The organism is Acidimicrobiia bacterium (assembly GCA_035948415.1).
Lineage (GTDB): Bacteria > Actinomycetota > Acidimicrobiia > IMCC26256 > PALSA-555 > PALSA-555.
The window spans coordinates 38,656-56,083 of the sequence record DASZJD010000106.1 but is presented as its reverse complement, the minus strand read 5'-3'; the positions used below and the strand labels follow the sequence as shown (position 1 = coordinate 56,083).

Here is a 17,428-nt window from a genome sequence, read left to right as displayed (position 1 = left end):
CGATCGATGTCCGACGAGACCCCGGAGGCCACCGCCTCCACCACCCCCGGCGGCGACGCGTCGCCGGCCACCCCCACCGGCCCGGCCGAGCCGGGACCCGCCGCCTCGCCTGACGGCGACGGCGCCGCCCCCCGCCGACGCCGCCGCCGCGGCTCGCGGGGCGGCCGCAACCGACGGAAGCCGAGCGCCGGCGGTCCCGCCGGCGACGAGCCCGCCGGCGAGCCGGACCCCGACGAGCCGGACGGCGACGCGCCGGCTCCGGCCGCGCGGCCGAAGATCGGCGACCGTCGGCCCGCCCCGAGCCGACCGGCGGCGGAGCCGACCCCGCGGCGCCGCCGGCGCGGCGGCCGGGGCCGAGGGTCCAGCCCCGCCCGCACCGACGACGTCGTGAAGGCCGACCTCGGCGTCGGCGCCGGCGTCGACCTCGACGAGCTCGACGCCGAGCAGCGCGAGCGTCGCCGCGGCCGGACCCGCAAGGGACGGCCGGCGGGCCGCTACCAGCTCCTCGTCCACGTCCGTCCGAACGGGCACACCCACCTGGCGCTGCTCGAGGGACGGGTGCTCGTTGAGCACTCGGTCACGACCACCACCGACGCCGACACCTCGATCGACGGCAACATCTACCTCGGCCGGGTCCAGAACGTGCTCCCGGGCATGGAGGCGGCCTTCGTCGACATCGGCACCCCGAAGAACGGCGTCCTGTACCGGGGCGACGTGAGCTTCGACCCCGACGAGGTGGAGGAGAAGCAGCCCCGAATCGAGCGGCTCCTGAAGGCGGGCCAGAGCGTCGTCGTGCAGGTCACGAAGAACCCGATCGGGGCCAAGGGCGCCCGCCTCACCCAGGAGGTCAGCCTCGCGGGCCGGTTCGTGGTGATGGTCCCCGGCGAGCCGCAGACCCACGGCATCTCGAAGCGGCTCCCCGACGACGAGCGGCGACGCCTCCGACGGGTCCTCGAGGGGCTCCGGCCCCCGGACGCCGGCCTCATCGTGCGGACCGCGGCGGAGGGAGCCGCGGACGAGGAGCTCGAGCGCGACGTGGCCCGCCTCCGGGACCAGTGGGAGCAGATCTCGGCGCTGGCGGCCCGGTCGAAGCCGGCCCGGCTCCTGTACCAGGAGCCGCCGCTGCCGCTGCGGATCGTGCGCGAGGAGTTCACGAAGGAGTACCGCGGCGTGCTCATCGACGACCGCGCCCTCTACGAGGAGGTGCGGGCGTACATCGAGGCGGTGACGCCGGAGCTGGCCGAGCGGGTCGAGTACTACGACGCCGAGGAGGAGGGGCTGCCCCTCTTCGAGCGGCACCACGTGAACGAGCAGCTGCTGAAGGCGCTCGACCGGAAGGTGTGGCTGCCGTCCGGGGGGTCGCTCGTCGTCGACCGCACCGAGGCACTCACCGTCATCGACGTCAACACGGGCAAGAACGTCGGCTCGTCGAGCCTCGAGGAGACGGTCTTCCGCAACAACCTGGAGGCGGCCGACGAGATCGCCCGGCAGCTGCGGCTCCGAGACATCGGCGGGATCATCGTCATCGACTTCATCGACATGGAGGTGAGGGCCAACCGCGAGGAGGTCATCCGGGCCTTCCGCAGCGCCCTGGCTCGCGACAAGACGCGCGCCCAGGCCTTCGACATCTCCGAGCTCGGGATCGTCGAGATGACGCGCAAGCGCGTGTCGGAGGGCCTCGTCGAGTCGATGAGCGAGACGTGCCCGACCTGTCAGGGGCGCGGCTACCTCCTCGAGGAGAGCCTCCTCGAGGAGCTGCAGTAGGATCGCCGCCGCTCATGGAGGTTCCGATGTACGCGGTGGTGCACACCGGCGGCAAGCAGTACCGGGTCGAACGGGGCCAGCGGCTCCAGGTCGAGCGCCTCGGCGCCGACGCCGGCGACGAGGTCGAGCTGGCCCCGGTCCTGCTCGTCGACGGGGACCGGGTGCTCGCGACCCCGGACCAACTCGGCGCGGCCCGAGTCGTGGGCCGCGTGGTCGAGGAGGGGAAGGGCACGAAGATCCGGGCCTCCACCTACAAGGCCAAGTCGAACCAGCGGCGCCGGTGGGGGCACCGCCAGCGCTACTCGCTGGTCGAGATCACCGAGATCGCGGCAGGCTGAGGGGACCATGTCGAAGAAGAAGGGTGCCGCGTCGTCCCGCAACGGGCGTGACTCCGCCGCGCAGCGGCTCGGGGTCAAGGTCGGCGCCGGCGCGCCGGTGCGGGCCGGCGCCATCCTGGTCCGCCAGCGGGGCACCCGCCTGCACCCGGGCGACAACGTCGGGCGGGGCGGCGACGACACCCTCTTCGCCACCGCCGACGGCACCGTCCGCTTCGTGCGCCGCAAGGGCCGCAAGCTCGTCGACGTCGTCTCGCCCTGAGCGGCGCGACCCGAACGGGTCCCGCCCCCCGGCCACCCTCTCCCTATCCTCGGGTCATGGCCCGGTCCTCCTTCGTCGACGAGGTGCAGGTCAACCTGCGGGGCGGGGACGGCGGGGCCGGCGCGGTGTCGTTCCGGCGGGAGGCCCACGTGGCCCGCGGCGGGCCGGACGGCGGCGACGGCGGCCACGGCGGCGACCTGGTGCTCGAGGCCGACCGCAACGTGGCCTCGCTCCTCGGCTTCCGCGACCACCCGCACCGCCGGGCCGGGTCGGGGGGCCACGGCTCCGGGCGGCGGCGGCACGGCGTCCGCGGGGCCGACCTCGTCGTCGGCGTCCCCGAGGGGACGGTCGTGCGGGAACGGGGCGGGGAGCTCGTCGCCGACCTCGTCGCCCCCGGCGACCGCTACGTGGCCGCCCGCGGCGGCCGCGGCGGGCGGGGCAACGCCCGCTTCCTGACCAACCGGCGGCGGGCGCCGGGGTTCGCGCAGCAGGGCGAGTACGGGGAGGAGCGCTGGCTGCGGCTCGAGGTGCAGCTGGTCGCCGACGCCGCCCTCGTCGGATTCCCAAACGCGGGCAAGTCGACGCTCATCGCGTCGGTGAGCGCGGCCCGGCCGAAGGTCGCCGACTACCCGTTCACGACCCTCGAGCCGCACCTCGGCGTGGTGCGCGCCGACGGCCACGAGTTCGTCCTCGCCGACATCCCGGGTCTCGTCGAGGGCGCCGCCGACGGGCGCGGCCTCGGGCACCGGTTCCTCCGCCACGTGGAGCGGGCCCGCGTGCTGGTGCTGCTGCTCGACCTCGCCGCCGTCGACGGGCGCAGCCCCGCCGACCAGGAGCGCACCCTGCTCGAGGAGCTGCGCCGCTATCGGCCCGAGCTGCTCGACCGGCCCCGCCTCGTCGTCGGCACGAAGGCCGACGTCGCCACCGCGTCGGTGCCCGGCCTCCGCGTGTCGGCGGTGACCCACGCCGGCCTCGACACGTTCGTCCGCCAGCTCGGCGCGCTGGTCGCCGAGGCGCGCGACGTCGCGCCGCCTCGCGCCGGCGTCGTCGTGCTCCGGCCCCACGAGGACGGCTTCGTCGTGGCGCGCGACGACGACGGGGCCTGGCGCGTCGCCGGCCGAGCCGCCGAGCGGGTCGTGGCCATGACGGACCTCACCGACGCCGGCGCGCTCGCCTACGTGCGCGACCGCTTCCGGCGTCTCGGCGTGGAGCGGGCCCTCACCCGCGCCGGTGCGCGCGACGGTGACGTGGTGCGCGTCGGCGCGGTCGAGCTCGAGTACGTCGAGGACGCGCCCGACCGATGAAGGCCGTGGTCAAGGTCGGGACCTCCTCGATCACCCGCGAGACGGGCGAGCTCGACGCCGCCGCCCTCGCCAAGCTCGGCGACGAGCTGGCCGCCGCCCGCGCCGCCGGTCACGTCGTCGTGCTCGTCTCCTCGGGGGCGATCGCGGCCGGGCTCCCCGCGCTGGGGCTCACGGAGCGCCCCGACGACCTCGGCGCGCTGCAGGCGGTCGCGGCCGTGGGCCAGCCCCGGCTCATGGAGCGGGTCTCGGCGCTGCTCGCGGCGCGCGGGCTCGTCGCCGGGCAGGTGCTGCTCACGCCGCACGACTTCGGGCAGCGGTCGCAGTACCTGCACGCCCGCCAGACCCTGGCCTGCCTCCTCGAGCTCGGCGTGGTGCCGGTCGTGAACGAGAACGACACCGTCGCCGACGACGAGATCCGCTACGGCGACAACGACCGGCTGGCGGCGCTCGTCTCCCACCTCGTCGGCGCCGACGTGCTGGTCCTGCTGACCGACACCGACGGGCTGTTCACCGCCGACCCCCGCCTCGACCACCGGGCCTCGCTCATCGAGGAGATCGTCGAGGTCGACGCCGCCCTCGAGGCGGTCGCCGGCGGCGCCGGGAGCGACCGGGGGAGCGGCGGCATGGCGAGCAAGCTGGCGGCGGCCAAGATCGCGGCGTGGTCCGGCGTCCGAACGGTGATCGCCGCCGCCGAGGAGCCCGGCGTGCTGTGCCGGGCCATCGAGGCCCAGCCCGTCGGCACCCTCGTTCGCCCCCGCGCCACCCGCCTGTCGAGCCGGAAGCTCTGGATCGCGTTCGCTCGCGGCGCCGCCGGTCGGGTCGTCGTCGACGCGGGGGCCCGCCGGGCCCTCGCCGAGGACCACCGGTCGCTGCTGCCGGCCGGGGTCCGGGGCGTCGACGGCCGCTTCGACGCCGACGACGCCGTCGAGGTTGTCAGCGACGACGGCGCCGCGTTCGCGAAGGGCCTGGTCCGCTACGACAGCGCCACCCTCCGCCGGGTGGCGGGCCGCAAGACCGGCGAGCTCCCCGAGGGCGCCCCCCACGAGGTCATCCACCGCGACGACCTCGTCGTGCTGGCCTGAGCCGCGGCGCCCGAAAAATCGGCGGGGTGCCCTTGCGCCCGGGCGTGACAAGGGACACACTTCCCCCCACTCGTCGTCGGCCGACGGGGGGAGGGCCACCGCCGAACCGGGGGCTCAGGCGGCCGACGCGTGGCGGGAGGTGCGGCGCGAGGCCCGCGCCGGCGGGACACCGCAACGGCGCGGCCTCGCGGCCCTCCCGCGTACCGAATGCCCCAAAGGGCGTTCGAGGCCCGCCGGTACACTCCCTGCGTGCCCACCGTCGCCGAGCTGGGCCGCCGCGCCACCGCGGCGTCCCGGCGGCTCCTCACCGCCGCCGCGGGGGAGCGCGAGGCGGCCCTGTCGGCCGGCGCCGACCTGCTCCTCGAGCGGGCCCCGGAGGTGCTCGAGGCCAACGCCGCCGACGTGGCCGCGGCCCAGGCCGACGGCCTCGACGCCGCCCCCCTCGACCGGCTCCGGCTCACCGACACCCGGCTCGCCGGCATGGCGGCCGGGCTGCGCCAGGTGGCCGCCCTCCCCGACCCCCTCGGCGAGGTCCTCGACGGGTGGCGCCGGCCGAACGGCCTCGAGCTGCGTCGGGTCCGGGTCCCGCTCGGGGTCGTCGCCGTCATCTACGAGAACCGCCCCAACGTCACGAGCGACGCCGCCGCCATCGCCCTGAAGGCCGGCAACGCCGTGCTCCTGCGGGGGTCGTCGAGCGCCCAGCGGTCGAACCGGGCCGTCGTCGACGTCCTGCGCGACGCGGTCACGAAGGCGGGCCTGCCCACCGACGCGGTGCAGCTCGTCGACGACCCCTCCCACGCCGCCGCCGTCGAGCTCATGCGCCTCACCGACCACATCGACTGCCTCATCCCGCGCGGCGGCGCCGCGCTCATCGCGAGCGTCCGCGAGCACGCGACCGTCCCCGTCGTCATCGACGGCGACGGCAACTGCCACGTCTACGTGGACGCCGCCGCCGACCTCGAGCAGGCCCTGGCCATCGTCGTGAACGCCAAGACCAGCCGACCCGGCGTGTGCAACGCCGCCGAGTCGCTGCTCGTGCACGAGGCGGTCGCCCCCGCCTTCCTGCCCCGGGTCGCCGACGTGCTCGAGGCCTACGGCGTCGAGCTGCTCGGCGACGAGTCGGCCCGTCGGGTGCGGCCGATGGCCGCGGCCACCGACGACGACTTCGCCCGCGAGTTCCTCGACCTGCGCCTCGCCGTGGCCGTCGTCGCCTCGATCGACGCCGCCATCGAGCACGTCAACCGGTTCGGCTCCGGGCACACCGACGCCATCGTGACCCGGGACCTCGACGCGGCCCGCCGGTTCACCCGCGAGGTCGACACCGGTGTCGTGATCGTGAACGCGTCGACGCGCTTCACCGACGGGGAGCGGTTCGGCTTCGGCGCCGAGATCGGCATCTCGACCCAGAAGCTGCACGCCCGCGGCCCGATGGGCCCTCGCGAGCTCACGACCTACCGCTACGAGGTGTGGGGCGACGGGCAGGTGGTCGAGTAGTGGCGACCCGCTTCGCGTCCGTCGGCGACGTGATCCCGCGCCTGCGGGCCGTCGACTACCTCGCCGACGCCACCATCGCCGGCGTGGTGTACCTGGCCGACCGGCTCGAGAAGCCGGTGCTGGTCGAGGGCCCCGCCGGGGTCGGCAAGACCGAGCTGGCGAAGGCGCTGAGCCGGGCGACCGGCGCGCGCCTCATCCGCCTCCAGTGCTACGAGGGTCTCGACGAGGCCAAGGCCCTCTACGAGTGGAACTACAAGAAGCAGCTCCTGCGCATCCAGTCCGACCGCGAGCACGAGGCCTCTTGGGCCGACGTCGAGGCCGACATCTTCTCGGAGCCGTTCCTCCTCACCCGGCCGCTGCTGGAGGCGATCCGCGCCGAGGACCCGGTGGTCCTGCTCATCGACGAGGTCGACCGGGTCGAGATCGAGACCGAGGCGCTGCTCCTCGAGGTCCTCTCCGACTTCCAGGTGTCGATCCCCGAGCTCGGCACCATCGTCGGTCACCAGCGGCCGTTCGTCGTGCTGACCTCGAACAACACCCGCGAGCTGTCGGAGGCGCTGAAGCGGCGCTGCCTCTACCTGCACGTCGACTACCCCGACATCGAGCGCGAGAAGGACATCGTGCGGGTGCGGGTCCCCGAGATCGACGACGAGCTCGCCGAGCAGGTGGCCCGGGTCGTGCGCTCGATCCGAGACCTCGAGCTGAAGAAGGCGCCGTCGATCTCGGAGACGATCGACTGGGCCCGCACCCTCCTCTACCTCGGGACCGCCGAGATCTCCCCCGAGGTCATCGGCGACACGCTGCACGTGCTCCTGAAGTACCAGTCGGACATCGCCAAGGCCCGCAAGGAGCTGGTGCCCGCCGGCGATCCCACCTGAGATGCTCGACGTCCTGCAGGGCTTCGTCCACGAGCTGCGCGCCGCCGGCCTGCCGGTGTCGATGACCGAGAACCTCGACGCCATGCGGGCGGTCGAGCACGTCGACATCCGCGACCGCGACGTCCTGAAGACGGCCCTCGGCGCCACCCTCGTCAAGCACCACCGGCACCGGCCGGCGTTCGACACCGTGTTCGACGTCTACTTCTCCCTCTACAGCCGGGGCGTGGACGCCGACGACCCGAACGCCGACGAGTGGGCCGAGCTGGCCGACCGGGCCGGCGAGGCGGGCGGGGGCGGCGGCGGTGACCTGACCCGGGAGGAGCTGGCGCAGCTGCTGCTCGAGGCGCTCCTCACCATGGACCGCGACGAGCTGCGCCGCCTCGCCGCTGCGGCCGTCGGCGCCTTCGCGGGCATGGAGCCCGGCCGGCCCGTCGGCGGCACCTATTACCTGTACCGGACGCTGCGCCAGCTCGACCTCGACGACCTGGCGGCGCGGCTCGCCGGCCGGGCCGCCGACGAGGGCGACGCCCCGCAGGACGACCTCGGCGCCCGGCTGCAGGCGGAGGACTTCCAGCGGCGGCTGCGGGTGCTGCGCGAGCTCATCGAGTCCGAGATCCGTCGCCGCCTCGTCGCCGACCGGGGCGTCGAGGCCATGGCCCGCACCCTCCGCAAGCCGCTGCCGGAGGACGTGGACTTCATGCACGCGTCCCGCGAGGAGATGCTGGCGCTGCAGCGGGCCATCTACCCGCTCACGCGGGCGCTGGCCGCTCGGCTGGCCCAGCGTCGCCGACGCCGCCACCGCGGCCACCTGGACTTCCGGAAGACGGTGCGGGCCTCCCTGTCGTACGGCGGCGTGCCCGCCGAGCCGAAGTTCCGGCATCCGCACCCGTCCCGGCCCGAGATCATGGTGGTAGCCGACATCAGCGGGTCGGTGGCGAGCTTCGCCCGGTTCACGCTCCAGTTCGTCTACGCGATGGCCAGCCAGTTCTCGAAGGTGCGGTCGTGGGTGTTCATCGACGGGATCGACGAGGTGACGCGGTTCTTCGCCGAGTCGGACGACGTCACCGAGGCCGTCCACCGGGTGAACACCGAGGCGGACGTCGTGTGGGTCGACGGCCACTCCGACTACGGCCACGCCTTCGAGGTGTTCGAGGACCGCCACCACACCGAGGTGACGCCGAAGACCTCGCTGATCTTCCTCGGCGACGCCCGCAACAACTACCACGCCTCCCAGGCCTGGGTCCTCGGCGCGCTCGGGGAGCGGGCCCGCCACCTCTACTGGCTGAACCCCGAGCCCCGCGGCTACTGGGACACCGGCGACTCGATCATGGCCGAGTACGTCCCCTACTGCGACGGCGTCTACGAGTGCCGGAACCTCCGCCAGCTCGAGCGGTTCGTCGCCACCGTCGCCGAGGGCTGAACGCTCAGGCGTCGTCGAGCAGGGTCCAGGCTCGGCCGGCGACCCGGGCCAAGGCCCGGAGCTGGGCCCGCTCCCGCCGCCGGAACGGGTGCCCGTCGCGGCCGACGAGGAGGGTGGCGTCGTGGCCCACGAGCGGGGCCACGGCCAGGTCGTCAGGGCCGGTCGTCCCCGCGGCGACGAGCGGCGACGCCGCGGTGCCGGCGGCGAGGGCCCCGAGGAGCTCCTCGGTCGGGTGCCCGTCGCCGTCGACCGCGGCCACCCGCCCGGCGTCGAGGAGGGCCGCCCACCCGGCGAGGAACTCGCGGCGCAGCTGCTCGACGAGCAGGAGGTGGAGCGCGGCGACGGACCGGGCCTCGCAGAGGGCGGCGGCGGACTCGAGGGCGTCGAGGCGCGGGTCGGGGAACGCGGTCACGACCCGCACCTCCTCGACCGACGCGCCGTCCACCTCCTCGATCTCGTGCACGAGCAGCTCGACGAGGTCGAGACCGGGCAGCACGACCGCGAACTCGTCGACGGCGACCTCCTCGCCGCGCTCGAGCACGTCGATGCCGACGATGTCGCCGCCCACGGCGCCGACCCGGGACGCGACGAGGCCGAGCGCGCCCGGTCGGTCGGGGAGCCAGACGCGCACGAGCACGTGCTCCGCCGCGGCGGGTGGCTCGGGGCCCGCGGGCACGTCCACGGCCGTCACCCTACGAGGTGTTCCGAGCGCGTTCCTGGGTCGGCAGTGTGACGGCCTCGTAAACTGCCGTCGTGGGGGAGCGCATCGGCGTGTTCGGCGGCACGTTCGACCCCGTGCACGTCGGCCACGTCGTCGCCGCCGCCGACGCGCGGTGGGCACTGCACCTCGACCTGGTCCTGCTCGTGGTCGCCGGCGACCCGTGGCAGAAGCGCGGGCAGGTCGGCGCCCCGGCGCAGGACCGGCTGGCGCTGGCCCGCGCCGCCGTCGAGCTCGTGGACGGCGTCGAGGCCTCGAGCGTCGAGGTCGACCGGGCCGGCCCGTCGGTCACCGCCGACACCCTCGAGGAGCTGGCCGCGCCCGGTCGCGAGTTCTTCCTGATGCTCGGCGCCGACGCCGTCGCCAACATGCCGACGTGGCGACGCCTCGACGAGACGCGGGACCTGGCGACGATCGTCGTCGTCGAGCGCGCCGGCGACGCCCACGCCGAGCCGCCCGGCGGCGGCTGGCGCTTCGAGCGCCTCTCCATCCCGCGCCTCGACGTGTCGTCGAGCGACGTGCGGGCCCGGCTCGCCGCCGGCCGACCCGTCGACGGGCTCGTGCCGCCCGCGGTGTTGCGGGAGATCCGGGCCCGGGGCCTCTACACTGCGCCGTGATGCCCCCGGCGTCCCGCCCGCACCCGTCGAAGGCCGGGACCGCCCCTTGACGAGACCCGATCCCGTCACCCTCCTGCGGGCGTCGAGCGCGGCCCGCGCCGCGGCCGACAAGAAGGGCACCGACATCGTCGTGCTCGGGGTCGGCGACATCCTCGCCATCGTCGACTGCTTCGTGCTCGTCAGTGCCTCGAACACCCGGCAGGTGCGCACGATCGTCGACGAGGTGCGGCGAGCCCTGGCCGTCGACGGCCCGCCCATCGGGGTCGAGGGCCTCGACGACGCCACGTGGGTGCTCCTCGACTACGGCGACGTGGTCGTGCACGTCTTCCTGGACGAGACCCGCGCCTACTACGACCTCGACCGCCTGTGGGCGGACGCGGCGCGGCTCGCCGTCGACGCCGACGCCGCGCCGGTCGCGGTCAAGGGTCGCTAGCCGTCCGTCGGCTCGAGGTACGGGCGGGTGGGCACGCCCCGCGCCGCCAGCCCGGTCTTCAGCGCCGCGACGCCCACGTTCTCGAGGCGGGGCGAGTAGAGGATCGAGCTGATGATCGCGGCCTGGGCGCCGCCGTCGGTCAGGCCGGCGGCGATGTGGTCGACGGTCCCCGCGCCGCCCGAGGCGATCACGGGCACGTTCACGGCGTCGGCGACGGCGCGGGTGATCTCGAGGTCGTAGCCGGTGGCGGTGCCGTCACGGTCGATGCTGTTCACGACGACCTCGCCGGCGCCGAGCTCCTCGCCTCGACGGACCCACTCCACCGCGTCGAGCCCCGTCGCCTCGCGGGCCCCGTCGATGAACACCTCGTAGCCGCTGGGGATCCCGTGCCGTCGTCCGACCCGCTTCACCTGCGTGCTGAGCACGATGCACTGGCGCCCGAACGCCTCGGCGCCGGCCTGGATGATCGACGGGTCGCGCACCGCCATCGAGTCGACGCTGATCTTCTCCGCCCCGGCCTTCAGCACCTCGAACATGTCGTCGACGGACCGGACGCCGCCGCCGACCGTGAACGGCACGAAGACGTGCCGGGCGACGCGCCGCACGGTGTCGAGGTCGAGCCGGCGGCGCTCGGCGCTGGCGGTGATGTCGTAGAAGACGATCTCGTCGATCTGGTCGCGGTACAGGCGCGCCGCCAGCGCCTCGGCCGGCGCCACGTCGATGTTGTCCTGGAACTGCTGCGCCTTCGTGACCCGGCCCGCGATCACGTCGAAGCAGGCGATGAGCCGCTTCGTCAGCATCGCGGCTCCCAGTCGGCGAAGCGCTCGAGCAGCCCGAGCCCCAGCGGGCCGCTCTTCTCGGCGTGGAACTGGGTGGCGAGGACGTTGCCGCGGGCGGCGACGGAGCAGAACGGCGAGCCGTACTCGGTGACGGCGAGCAGGTCGCCGGGGTCGGCGGGTTCGCAGTAGTACGAGTTCACGAAGTAGCAGTGGGCGGAGTTCCCGAGCCCGTCGGTCACCGGGTGGGCCCGGGTCGGTCGCACCGCGTTCCACCCGATCTGCGGCACCCGGACCGAGTCGGGGAACCGTCGCACCACGCCGGGGATCCAGCCGAGCCCCTCGACGTCGCCCTCCTCCGAGTGCTCGAACAGCACCTGCAGCCCGATGCAGATGCCGAGGAACGGCACGCCGTCGCCGAGGACCCGCTCGTGGAGCCCGTCGACGAGGTCGGCGCCGTACAGGGAGTCGAGGGTGGCCCGCGCCGCCCCGACCCCGGGGAGCACGAGCCGATCGGCGGAGCGGAGCGCCTCGGGGGTGGCGACCAGCCGGTGGTCGAGCCCGAGGTGCGTGAGCGCGTACGAGACGCTCGGCGCGTTCCCGGCCCGATAGTCGATGACGCCGATCACGCGGCGAGTCTAGGAACGGCCGGGCCGGGTCCCCTCCGGCGTTGACGCCCGGTGGCTCGGGCGGTGACGCGCGCGGCTCTTTATCGGATTCTTAACTGCGCCGGTGCCTCGCCGGCAGATGCGGCGGGTAGCCTCGCCCGGAATGGCGAGTGGCGCGCCCGCGATCGAGATCGCCGGCCTCACGAAGGAGTTCGGTTCGGTGCGCGCCGTCGACGACGTGAGCTTCCGCGTCGACCGCGGGCAGGTGTGCGGGCTGCTGGGTCCGAACGGCGCCGGCAAGACGACCACGCTGCGGGTCCTCGTGGGGCTGCTGCGCCCGACCGCCGGGGCGGCCCGGATGCTCGGGGTGACGATGACGCCGAGCAACCCGGTCTTGGCGCGCGTCGGCACGATGATCGAGCACTCCGACTTCGTGCCCTTCCTGACCGGGCTCCGCAACCTCCAGGTGCACTGGCAGGAGGCCGGCGGCGACTTCGCGACCGCCAACGTCGAGGAGGCGCTGGCGGTGGCGGGCCTCGGCAGCGCCGTGAACCGGAAGGTGAAGACCTACTCGCAGGGCATGCGCCAGCGGCTCGGCATCGCCCGGGCCCTGCTCGGCCGGCCCGAGGTGCTCGTCCTCGACGAGCCCACGAACGGCCTCGACCCGGGCGAGATGCGCGAGGTCCGCGACCTGCTGCGGCGCCTCGCCGCGCACGACGTCACCGTCCTGCTCTCGTCGCACCTGCTGGCCGAGGTCGAGCAGGTCTGCAGCCACGTCGTCGTGATGGACCGGGGCCGGCTGGTGGCCGCGGGCACGATCGACGAGCTCACGGCCGCCGGCGGCTCGGTGTACTTCGGGATCGACGACGTCGCGCGCGCCGAGCAGGTGCTCGCCGCCCATCCGGGCGTGCGGTCGGTCACGGCGCAGCCGCCGGGGCTGCGCGTCGACGTCGACGGCGTCCGCCGCTCCGACCTGGTCGCCGCCCTCGTCGAGGCCGGGGTCGGGGTCGACACGGTCGAGTCGTCGCACCGCCTCGAGGACGCCTTCCTCGGGCTCGTCGCGGGCGAGGAGGGCTGATGCTGGCGCTGTTCCGCACCGAGATGACGAAGCAGTGGCGGCGCCCCCGCACCTACGTGGCGCTCGGCATCACCGTGGCCATCCCGGTGATCACGACGATCGCGATCAAGGCGAACCCGCCCAGCGCGTCGGGCGGCGGCGGCGGCGGGCCCTTCCCGTACCTCGCCGTCCACACCGGCCTGTTCCTGCCCGTCGCGGCGTTGCGCTTCATGAGCCGGTTCCTGCTCGTGGTCCTCGTCGCCCTCTTCGCCGGCGACGCCGTCGCCTCCGAGGCCAACTGGGGCAACCTCCGAGCCATGCTCACCCGGCCCGTCAACCGCAGCCGGCTGCTGCTCGTGAAGGTCGAGTCGGCCGGGCTCATGGCGCTCATCGCCACCGCGCTCATCGGCGTCACCGGCCTCATCGCCGGCGCCATCGCCTTCGGCTGGCACCCCCTGAACCTGCCGCTGCCCGGCGCCGCCTTCCACCAGTCCGTCGGCCAGATCGTCGGCAACCTCGCCATCGCCAGCGCCTACGTGTTCTGGAGCCTGCTCGGGGTGGGCGCCCTCGCGTTCATGGTGTCGACGATGACGGACTCGCCCGCCGCCGCCGTGTTCGCCGGCGTCGGCCTCTACATCGTCTCGCAGATCCTCGACGGCATCTCCTCCATCGGGTCGATCCGCAACGGGTTCCCCACCCACTACCTCGACGCCTGGACCAGCCTCTTCCAGGGCAGCGGCCCCACCGGCGACATGCTCCGCGGCACGCTGCTCCAGATCCCGTACCTGGTGGTGTTCGGAGGCGTCGCCTGGTGGTACTTCCGGCGCAAGGACGTGCTGTCGTAGTGGCGGCGCGCCCCGAGCCCGCCACGCCGCCCCCCGTGTCGCGCCGGCAGCCCCGCGTGCTGGCGGCCGGCCGAGGTCTCCTCCGCCTGGGGGGTATGGCTGGGAGCCACCCGGCCGGCCGTGCCCCGATCTTGGCAGGCGCCGGCCACCCCGCTGAAAGGACGTTTCAGCGCCGACGGTTCCGCGACGATAAGCACGGCGTGGATGGAGCCCCGTTCGTGATCCCACGGCTCGGGGCGCTGGTCCGCCACGCCGCCCCGCGCGTCGTCGAGGGCATGATCGCCCCGGTGACCGTGTTCCTGCTCGCCCTCCACTTCTTCAACGTGGCCGGCGCGGTGATCGCCGGCGCCGGCTTCGCCTACGCCGCCATCGCCGGTCGGCTCGTCACCGGCCGAAGGGTCCCGGGGATCCTCCTGCTCGGCGCCCTCACGATCACCGCCCGCTCGGTGCTCGCCCTCGCCACCGGCAGCACCTTCCTCTACTTCCTGCAGCCGGCGCTCGGCACCGCGTTGGTCGCGGTGGCCTTCTTCGTGTCTGCGGTCACGAGCCGCCCCCTGGCCGGGCGGCTGGCCCGGGACTTCTGCCCGATCCCCGACGACGTCGCCTCGGCGGCGCCGATGCGACGGTTCTTCGTCCAGATCACGCTGCTCTGGGCGGTGACCGAGCTCACGATCGCGGTGCTCGGCAGCTGGCTGCTGCTCAGCCAGTCGGTCGGGGTGTTCGTCGTCACGCGAACGGTCTCCTCGCTCACGATCACCGGCCTCGCCATCGCCCTGTCGGTGCTGTGGTTCCAGCGCACGATGGGCGAGCACGTGGCCTTCGCGCCGCGGCACGCGTCCCCGGCCTGACCCCGCGCCGGACCGCCGGGGCGCCGCGGTCGGCGTTAGCTCGGGCGCTGGTACCGGGCCGCCGGCGTCCCCGGTGGGTGGGACACGCCGGGTTCGGCGTCGGGGTTCTCGACACAGACCTCGCACTCGAGGCCATCCGGGTCGCGGAAGAACAGGCTGAGGATCGGGCCGAAGTCGGTCACGAACCCGTCGTTGGCGCCGCGAGCCATGAGCCGGTCGCGGATCGTCTCGAACGCGTCGATGGACCCCGCCTGGAGCGCCAGGTGGTCGATCCGGCCGCGCCCGAACATCGGGGTCTGCCGGTCGGCCTCGGAGTTGCCGTCGACGTGGAACACGTTGAGCTCCGAGTGCGGGCCCACCTCGACGATCGACAGCCGAACCGTGGCCGGGCCGCCCTCCTCCGGGCCGTCGCGCAGCACGGTGGCGTCGAACACCTCCTCGTAGAAGGCGTGCAGCCGTCTCGGGTCCTTCGTGAGGATGGCGACGTGGTTGAAGCCGTCCAGCAGCATCGGTCGCGCCTCCGGTGTCTCGTCCGAGGACCGTCGGTCGTGCCGCTTCGCCGCGGCCCGCGGCCGCGGTCACTCTAGGAGCGACGCCCGCCCGGTGATCAGCGCTCGGCGGTGGTCTCGGCCAGGCGCCGGTGGAGATACCGGTGCTCGGCGTCGGTGGCGGCCAGGCTGATGGCGTCGCGGTAGGCGGCCGCCGCCTCGGCGCGCCGTCCGAGGCGTCGGAGCAGGTCCGCTCGGGTGGCCGGCAGCAGGTGGTACTCGGCCAAGGCGCCGGACGCCTCGAGCTCGTCGACGAGCCGCAGCCCGGCCTCGGGGCCGTCGGCCATCGCCACCGCGACCGCCCGGTTCAGCTCCACGACCGGCGACGCCACCATCTCGAGCAGCACGCCGTACCGGGCCGCGATCTCGGACCAGTCGGTGGCGGCCGCCTCGGGCGTCTGGGCGTGGACCTCGGCGATCGCCGCTTGCAGCTGGTACGGCCCCAGGCGGTCGCGCCGGCGCGCCGCGTCGAGCACGACGATCGCCTCGTCGATGGCGGCCCGATCCCATCGGGATCGGTCCTGCTCCTCGAGAGGCACCAGGTCGCCCGCGGGGTCGACGCGAGCGAACCGGCGAGCGTCCTGGAGCAGCAGCAGCGCCAGGAGGCCGAGCACCTCGGGCTCGTCGGGCATCAGCCCGGCGACGGTCCGCGCCAGTCGGATGGCCTCCTCGCACAGCCGCCCGCGCACGAGGTCGGCGCCCGCCGTCGCCGCGTAGCCCTCGTTGAACAGCAGGTACAAGACCGCCAGCACCGCGCCGGTCCGCTCCGGCAGCAGGTGCGCGGGCGGCACCCGGTAGGGGATGCCGGCGTTGCGGATCTTGCGCTTGGCGCGCACGAGCCGCTGCGCCATCGTGGTCTCCGGGACCAGGAACGCTCGAGCGATCTCGGCCGTGGTCAGCCCGGCGAGCGTCCGGAGCGTGAGCGCGACCTGGGCCTCCGGGACCAGCGCCGGGTGGCAGCAGGTGAAGATCAGCCGCAGCCGGTCGTCGTCGATGCCGCTCGGATCCTGGCCGATCGGTTCGTCACGACGCGAGAGCACCGCTACCTCCTGCAGCCTGGCGGCCCCGGTCGCCGTGCGGCGCAGCCGGTCGAGGGCGCGGTTGCGAGCCGTCGTTGTGAGCCAGCCGCCGGGATTGCGTGGGACGCCGTCTCGCGGCCACCGCTCGAGCGCCCGCGCGAAGGCGTCCTGCGCGCACTCCTCGGCCAGGTCCCAGTCGCCGGTCCCGCGGATCAGCGTGGCGACGACGCGTCCCCACTCCTCTCGGAAGGCCTCGGCGACCGCAGCTTCGACGTCGGGCGCTACATCTCCCAGATCGGCCTCACCTCGATCGACCCGGTCCTGGCCCCGGGGATCTTCGACGCGACCTCGATGGCGGCGTCGAGATCCTTGCAGTCGACGACGAAGTATCCCCCGATCTGCTCCTTCGTCTCGGCGAAGGGGCCGTCGGTGGTCAGGACCTCGCCGTCGCGCACCCGAACGGTCGTGGCGTCGGTGGTCGGGCGGAACCGCTCCCCACCCTGCAGGACGCCCCGACGCCCCATCTCCTCGCCGAACGCGGCGTACTCGGCCAGCAGGGCCGTCTCGTCCTCGCCGGTCGGGGTCTCGTCGGTGCAGATCATCAGCGCGTATCGCACGGCTGCCTCCTTGTGGTGTCGGTGCACCCCTACGACGAACCAGGGTCGGCCAGATCGACATCGGGTCGGGCCCGCGCCGGGGACCAGGGAGTGCTTCTCGGTCTGTGAAATACCCTGACGTGCCGTGGGCGAGGCTGCCACTCCGACGATGCCGGGCCCGATCGAGCTGTTCGGCGTCGGTCTCGGTGAATCGCTGGGAGCGCTGTCGCGGGTTGCCGACCGAGACTGGTCGGCGCCCGCCGGGACGCTGGACTGGAGCTGTTGGCAGACGGTCGATCACGTGACCGACTGCCTCTTCTCGTACTCGCTGCAGCTCGCCGGGCGGGTCCGGGACGGGTGGCTGCGGCTGACAGAGCTCCACGCGCAGCCGGACGCAACCCCGTCACAGCTGGTCGAGGCACTGGGCGCGGTCGGGCGCACCTTCGAAGCCGTCCTCGCCGCCGCTCCTGCGGACGCCGTCGCGTCGGACACGATCTTCGACCTGCGACCGTCGGACTGGGCCGCGCGGGCCCTGAACGAGCTCCTCCTGCATACCTACGACGTTCTCGTCGGCCTCGGAGACGAATTCGAGCCATCCCGAGCCGTGTGCTCGTTCGTGCTCTCGACGCCGACCCTGTGGATGTACGACGGCGTCGAGCGACTGGATGTGCCGGACCCGTGGCGAACGATGCTGGTCGGATCGGGAAGACCCACCAGTCGGGACTGATCCGCTCGACCGATCGGAAGGGCTGCGGCGGGTGGCACCGCGAGCCACGAGGCCACCTCGCCACTGCGCTCGGGCGGAACCGGGTCAGAGACACCAG

The 17,428-nt window shown here is 74.0% G+C and carries 20 protein-coding genes; 14 read left to right on the top strand and 6 right to left on the bottom strand.

Going from position 1 to position 17,428, the window contains the following annotated elements; all coding sequences use genetic code 11:
• The first annotated feature begins 6 nt into the window (after positions 1–6).
• The 8 genes from VG869_14670 to VG869_14635 all read left to right on the top strand — a co-directional run bounded on the left by VG869_14670 (position 7) and on the right by VG869_14635 (position 8,539).
• Positions 7–1,764: an Rne/Rng family ribonuclease gene (locus VG869_14670; protein HEV3452427.1), complete on the top strand. Its 1,758-nt coding sequence runs from the start codon at positions 7–9 to the stop codon at positions 1,762–1,764.
• Between the two features lie 14 nt (positions 1,765–1,778).
• Positions 1,779–2,102, top strand: a complete 324-nt coding sequence (rplU, locus tag VG869_14665; protein ID HEV3452426.1) for a 50S ribosomal protein L21 — start codon at positions 1,779–1,781, stop codon at positions 2,100–2,102.
• A 7-nt stretch (positions 2,103–2,109) separates the two neighbouring features.
• Complete coding sequence (gene rpmA / locus VG869_14660; protein HEV3452425.1) at positions 2,110–2,361, top strand: 50S ribosomal protein L27; 252 nt, start codon at positions 2,110–2,112, stop codon at positions 2,359–2,361.
• Positions 2,362–2,417: 56 nt separating this feature from the next.
• Positions 2,418–3,665: a GTPase ObgE gene (gene obgE / locus VG869_14655; GenBank protein ID HEV3452424.1), complete on the top strand. Its 1,248-nt coding sequence runs from the start codon at positions 2,418–2,420 to the stop codon at positions 3,663–3,665.
• Positions 3,662–4,747, top strand: a complete 1,086-nt coding sequence (gene proB / locus VG869_14650) for a glutamate 5-kinase (GenBank protein HEV3452423.1) — start codon at positions 3,662–3,664, stop codon at positions 4,745–4,747. The genes obgE and proB overlap by 4 nt, the downstream gene beginning before the upstream one ends.
• 267 nt (positions 4,748–5,014) lie before the next feature.
• On the top strand, positions 5,015–6,241 hold the full coding sequence (locus tag VG869_14645) for a glutamate-5-semialdehyde dehydrogenase (protein HEV3452422.1): 1,227 nt from the start codon (positions 5,015–5,017) through the stop codon (positions 6,239–6,241).
• Complete coding sequence (locus VG869_14640; protein ID HEV3452421.1) at positions 6,241–7,119, top strand: MoxR family ATPase; 879 nt, start codon at positions 6,241–6,243, stop codon at positions 7,117–7,119. The genes VG869_14645 and VG869_14640 overlap by 1 nt, the downstream gene beginning before the upstream one ends.
• Before the next feature lies 1 nt (position 7,120).
• Positions 7,121–8,539, top strand: coding sequence for a VWA domain-containing protein (locus tag VG869_14635; GenBank protein HEV3452420.1), 1,419 nt, complete (start codon positions 7,121–7,123; stop codon positions 8,537–8,539).
• Positions 8,540–8,543: 4 nt separating this feature from the next.
• Here the strand turns inward: VG869_14635 and VG869_14630 are convergent, their stop codons facing one another.
• Positions 8,544–9,221: a hypothetical protein gene (locus VG869_14630; GenBank protein HEV3452419.1), complete on the bottom strand. Its 678-nt coding sequence runs from the start codon at positions 9,219–9,221 to the stop codon at positions 8,544–8,546.
• A 71-nt stretch (positions 9,222–9,292) separates the two neighbouring features.
• Between VG869_14630 and nadD the strand changes: the two genes are divergently transcribed.
• Both nadD and rsfS read left to right on the top strand, forming a co-directional pair.
• Positions 9,293–9,874, top strand: a complete 582-nt coding sequence (gene nadD / locus VG869_14625) for a nicotinate-nucleotide adenylyltransferase (protein ID HEV3452418.1) — start codon at positions 9,293–9,295, stop codon at positions 9,872–9,874.
• A gap of 46 nt (positions 9,875–9,920) precedes the next feature.
• A complete protein-coding gene (rsfS, locus tag VG869_14620) occupies positions 9,921–10,307 on the top strand; it encodes a ribosome silencing factor (protein HEV3452417.1) in 387 nt (128 codons plus the stop codon).
• Here the strand turns inward: rsfS and VG869_14615 are convergent.
• Together VG869_14615 and hisH are read right to left on the bottom strand one after the other, a co-directional pair.
• Positions 10,304–11,107, bottom strand: coding sequence for a HisA/HisF-related TIM barrel protein (locus tag VG869_14615; GenBank protein ID HEV3452416.1), 804 nt, complete (start codon positions 11,105–11,107; stop codon positions 10,304–10,306). The two genes, rsfS and VG869_14615, sit on opposite strands and share 4 nt — an antisense overlap.
• Positions 11,101–11,712: an imidazole glycerol phosphate synthase subunit HisH gene (gene hisH / locus VG869_14610; GenBank protein HEV3452415.1), complete on the bottom strand. Its 612-nt coding sequence runs from the start codon at positions 11,710–11,712 to the stop codon at positions 11,101–11,103. The genes VG869_14615 and hisH overlap by 7 nt, the downstream gene beginning before the upstream one ends.
• A gap of 142 nt (positions 11,713–11,854) precedes the next feature.
• On the opposite strand from hisH, the gene VG869_14605 reads away from it, so the two are divergent.
• The 3 genes from VG869_14605 (at position 11,855) to VG869_14595 (ending at position 14,441) form a co-directional block, all read left to right on the top strand.
• Complete coding sequence (locus VG869_14605) at positions 11,855–12,769, top strand: ABC transporter ATP-binding protein (protein HEV3452414.1); 915 nt, start codon at positions 11,855–11,857, stop codon at positions 12,767–12,769.
• Positions 12,769–13,593: an ABC transporter permease subunit gene (locus tag VG869_14600; GenBank protein HEV3452413.1), complete on the top strand. Its 825-nt coding sequence runs from the start codon at positions 12,769–12,771 to the stop codon at positions 13,591–13,593. Before VG869_14605 ends, VG869_14600 begins: the two co-directional genes overlap by 1 nt.
• Positions 13,594–13,793: 200 nt before the next feature.
• A complete protein-coding gene (locus tag VG869_14595; GenBank protein ID HEV3452412.1) occupies positions 13,794–14,441 on the top strand; it encodes a VC0807 family protein in 648 nt (215 codons plus the stop codon).
• A gap of 35 nt (positions 14,442–14,476) precedes the next feature.
• On the opposite strand, the gene VG869_14590 is transcribed toward VG869_14595, so the two are convergent.
• The 3 genes from VG869_14590 to VG869_14580 form a co-directional block, all read right to left on the bottom strand.
• The gene (locus VG869_14590) at positions 14,477–14,950 is read right to left on the bottom strand and encodes a VOC family protein (GenBank protein ID HEV3452411.1); all 474 of its coding nucleotides are present in this window, start codon (positions 14,948–14,950) and stop codon (positions 14,477–14,479) included.
• Positions 14,951–15,048: 98 nt separating this feature from the next.
• Positions 15,049–16,302 carry an RNA polymerase sigma factor gene (locus tag VG869_14585; protein ID HEV3452410.1) on the bottom strand — a complete coding sequence of 418 codons (1,254 nt, stop codon included), beginning with the start codon at positions 16,300–16,302 and terminating at the stop codon, positions 15,049–15,051.
• A complete protein-coding gene (locus VG869_14580) occupies positions 16,290–16,610 on the bottom strand; it encodes a YciI family protein (GenBank protein HEV3452409.1) in 321 nt (106 codons plus the stop codon). The genes VG869_14585 and VG869_14580 overlap by 13 nt, the downstream gene beginning before the upstream one ends.
• A gap of 139 nt (positions 16,611–16,749) precedes the next feature.
• Here VG869_14580 and VG869_14575 point away from each other — a divergent pair, with 139 nt between their 5' ends.
• Positions 16,750–17,331 carry a DinB family protein gene (locus tag VG869_14575; protein HEV3452408.1) on the top strand — a complete coding sequence of 194 codons (582 nt, stop codon included), beginning with the start codon at positions 16,750–16,752 and terminating at the stop codon, positions 17,329–17,331.
• Positions 17,332–17,428: the final 97 nt, after the last annotated feature.

What these genes read in the sequence shown, in the direction of transcription:
- VG869_14670 (HEV3452427.1), top strand. Translation starts at nt 7, where the DNA reads ATGTCCGACGAGACCCCGGAGGCCACCGCCTCCACCACCCCCGGCGGC.
- rplU (HEV3452426.1), top strand. Translation starts at nt 1,779, where the DNA reads ATGGAGGTTCCGATGTACGCGGTGGTGCACACCGGCGGCAAGCAGTAC.
- rpmA (HEV3452425.1), top strand. Translation starts at nt 2,110, where the DNA reads ATGTCGAAGAAGAAGGGTGCCGCGTCGTCCCGCAACGGGCGTGACTCC.
- obgE (HEV3452424.1), top strand. Translation starts at nt 2,418, where the DNA reads ATGGCCCGGTCCTCCTTCGTCGACGAGGTGCAGGTCAACCTGCGGGGC.
- proB (HEV3452423.1), top strand. Translation starts at nt 3,662, where the DNA reads ATGAAGGCCGTGGTCAAGGTCGGGACCTCCTCGATCACCCGCGAGACG.
- VG869_14635 (HEV3452420.1), top strand. Translation starts at nt 7,121, where the DNA reads ATGCTCGACGTCCTGCAGGGCTTCGTCCACGAGCTGCGCGCCGCCGGC.
- VG869_14615 (HEV3452416.1), bottom strand. Translation starts at nt 11,107, where the DNA reads ATGCTGACGAAGCGGCTCATCGCCTGCTTCGACGTGATCGCGGGCCGG.
- VG869_14605 (HEV3452414.1), top strand. Translation starts at nt 11,855, where the DNA reads ATGGCGAGTGGCGCGCCCGCGATCGAGATCGCCGGCCTCACGAAGGAG.
- VG869_14600 (HEV3452413.1), top strand. Translation starts at nt 12,769, where the DNA reads ATGCTGGCGCTGTTCCGCACCGAGATGACGAAGCAGTGGCGGCGCCCC.
- VG869_14590 (HEV3452411.1), bottom strand. Translation starts at nt 14,950, where the DNA reads ATGCTGCTGGACGGCTTCAACCACGTCGCCATCCTCACGAAGGACCCG.
- VG869_14580 (HEV3452409.1), bottom strand. Translation starts at nt 16,610, where the DNA reads ATGATCTGCACCGACGAGACCCCGACCGGCGAGGACGAGACGGCCCTG.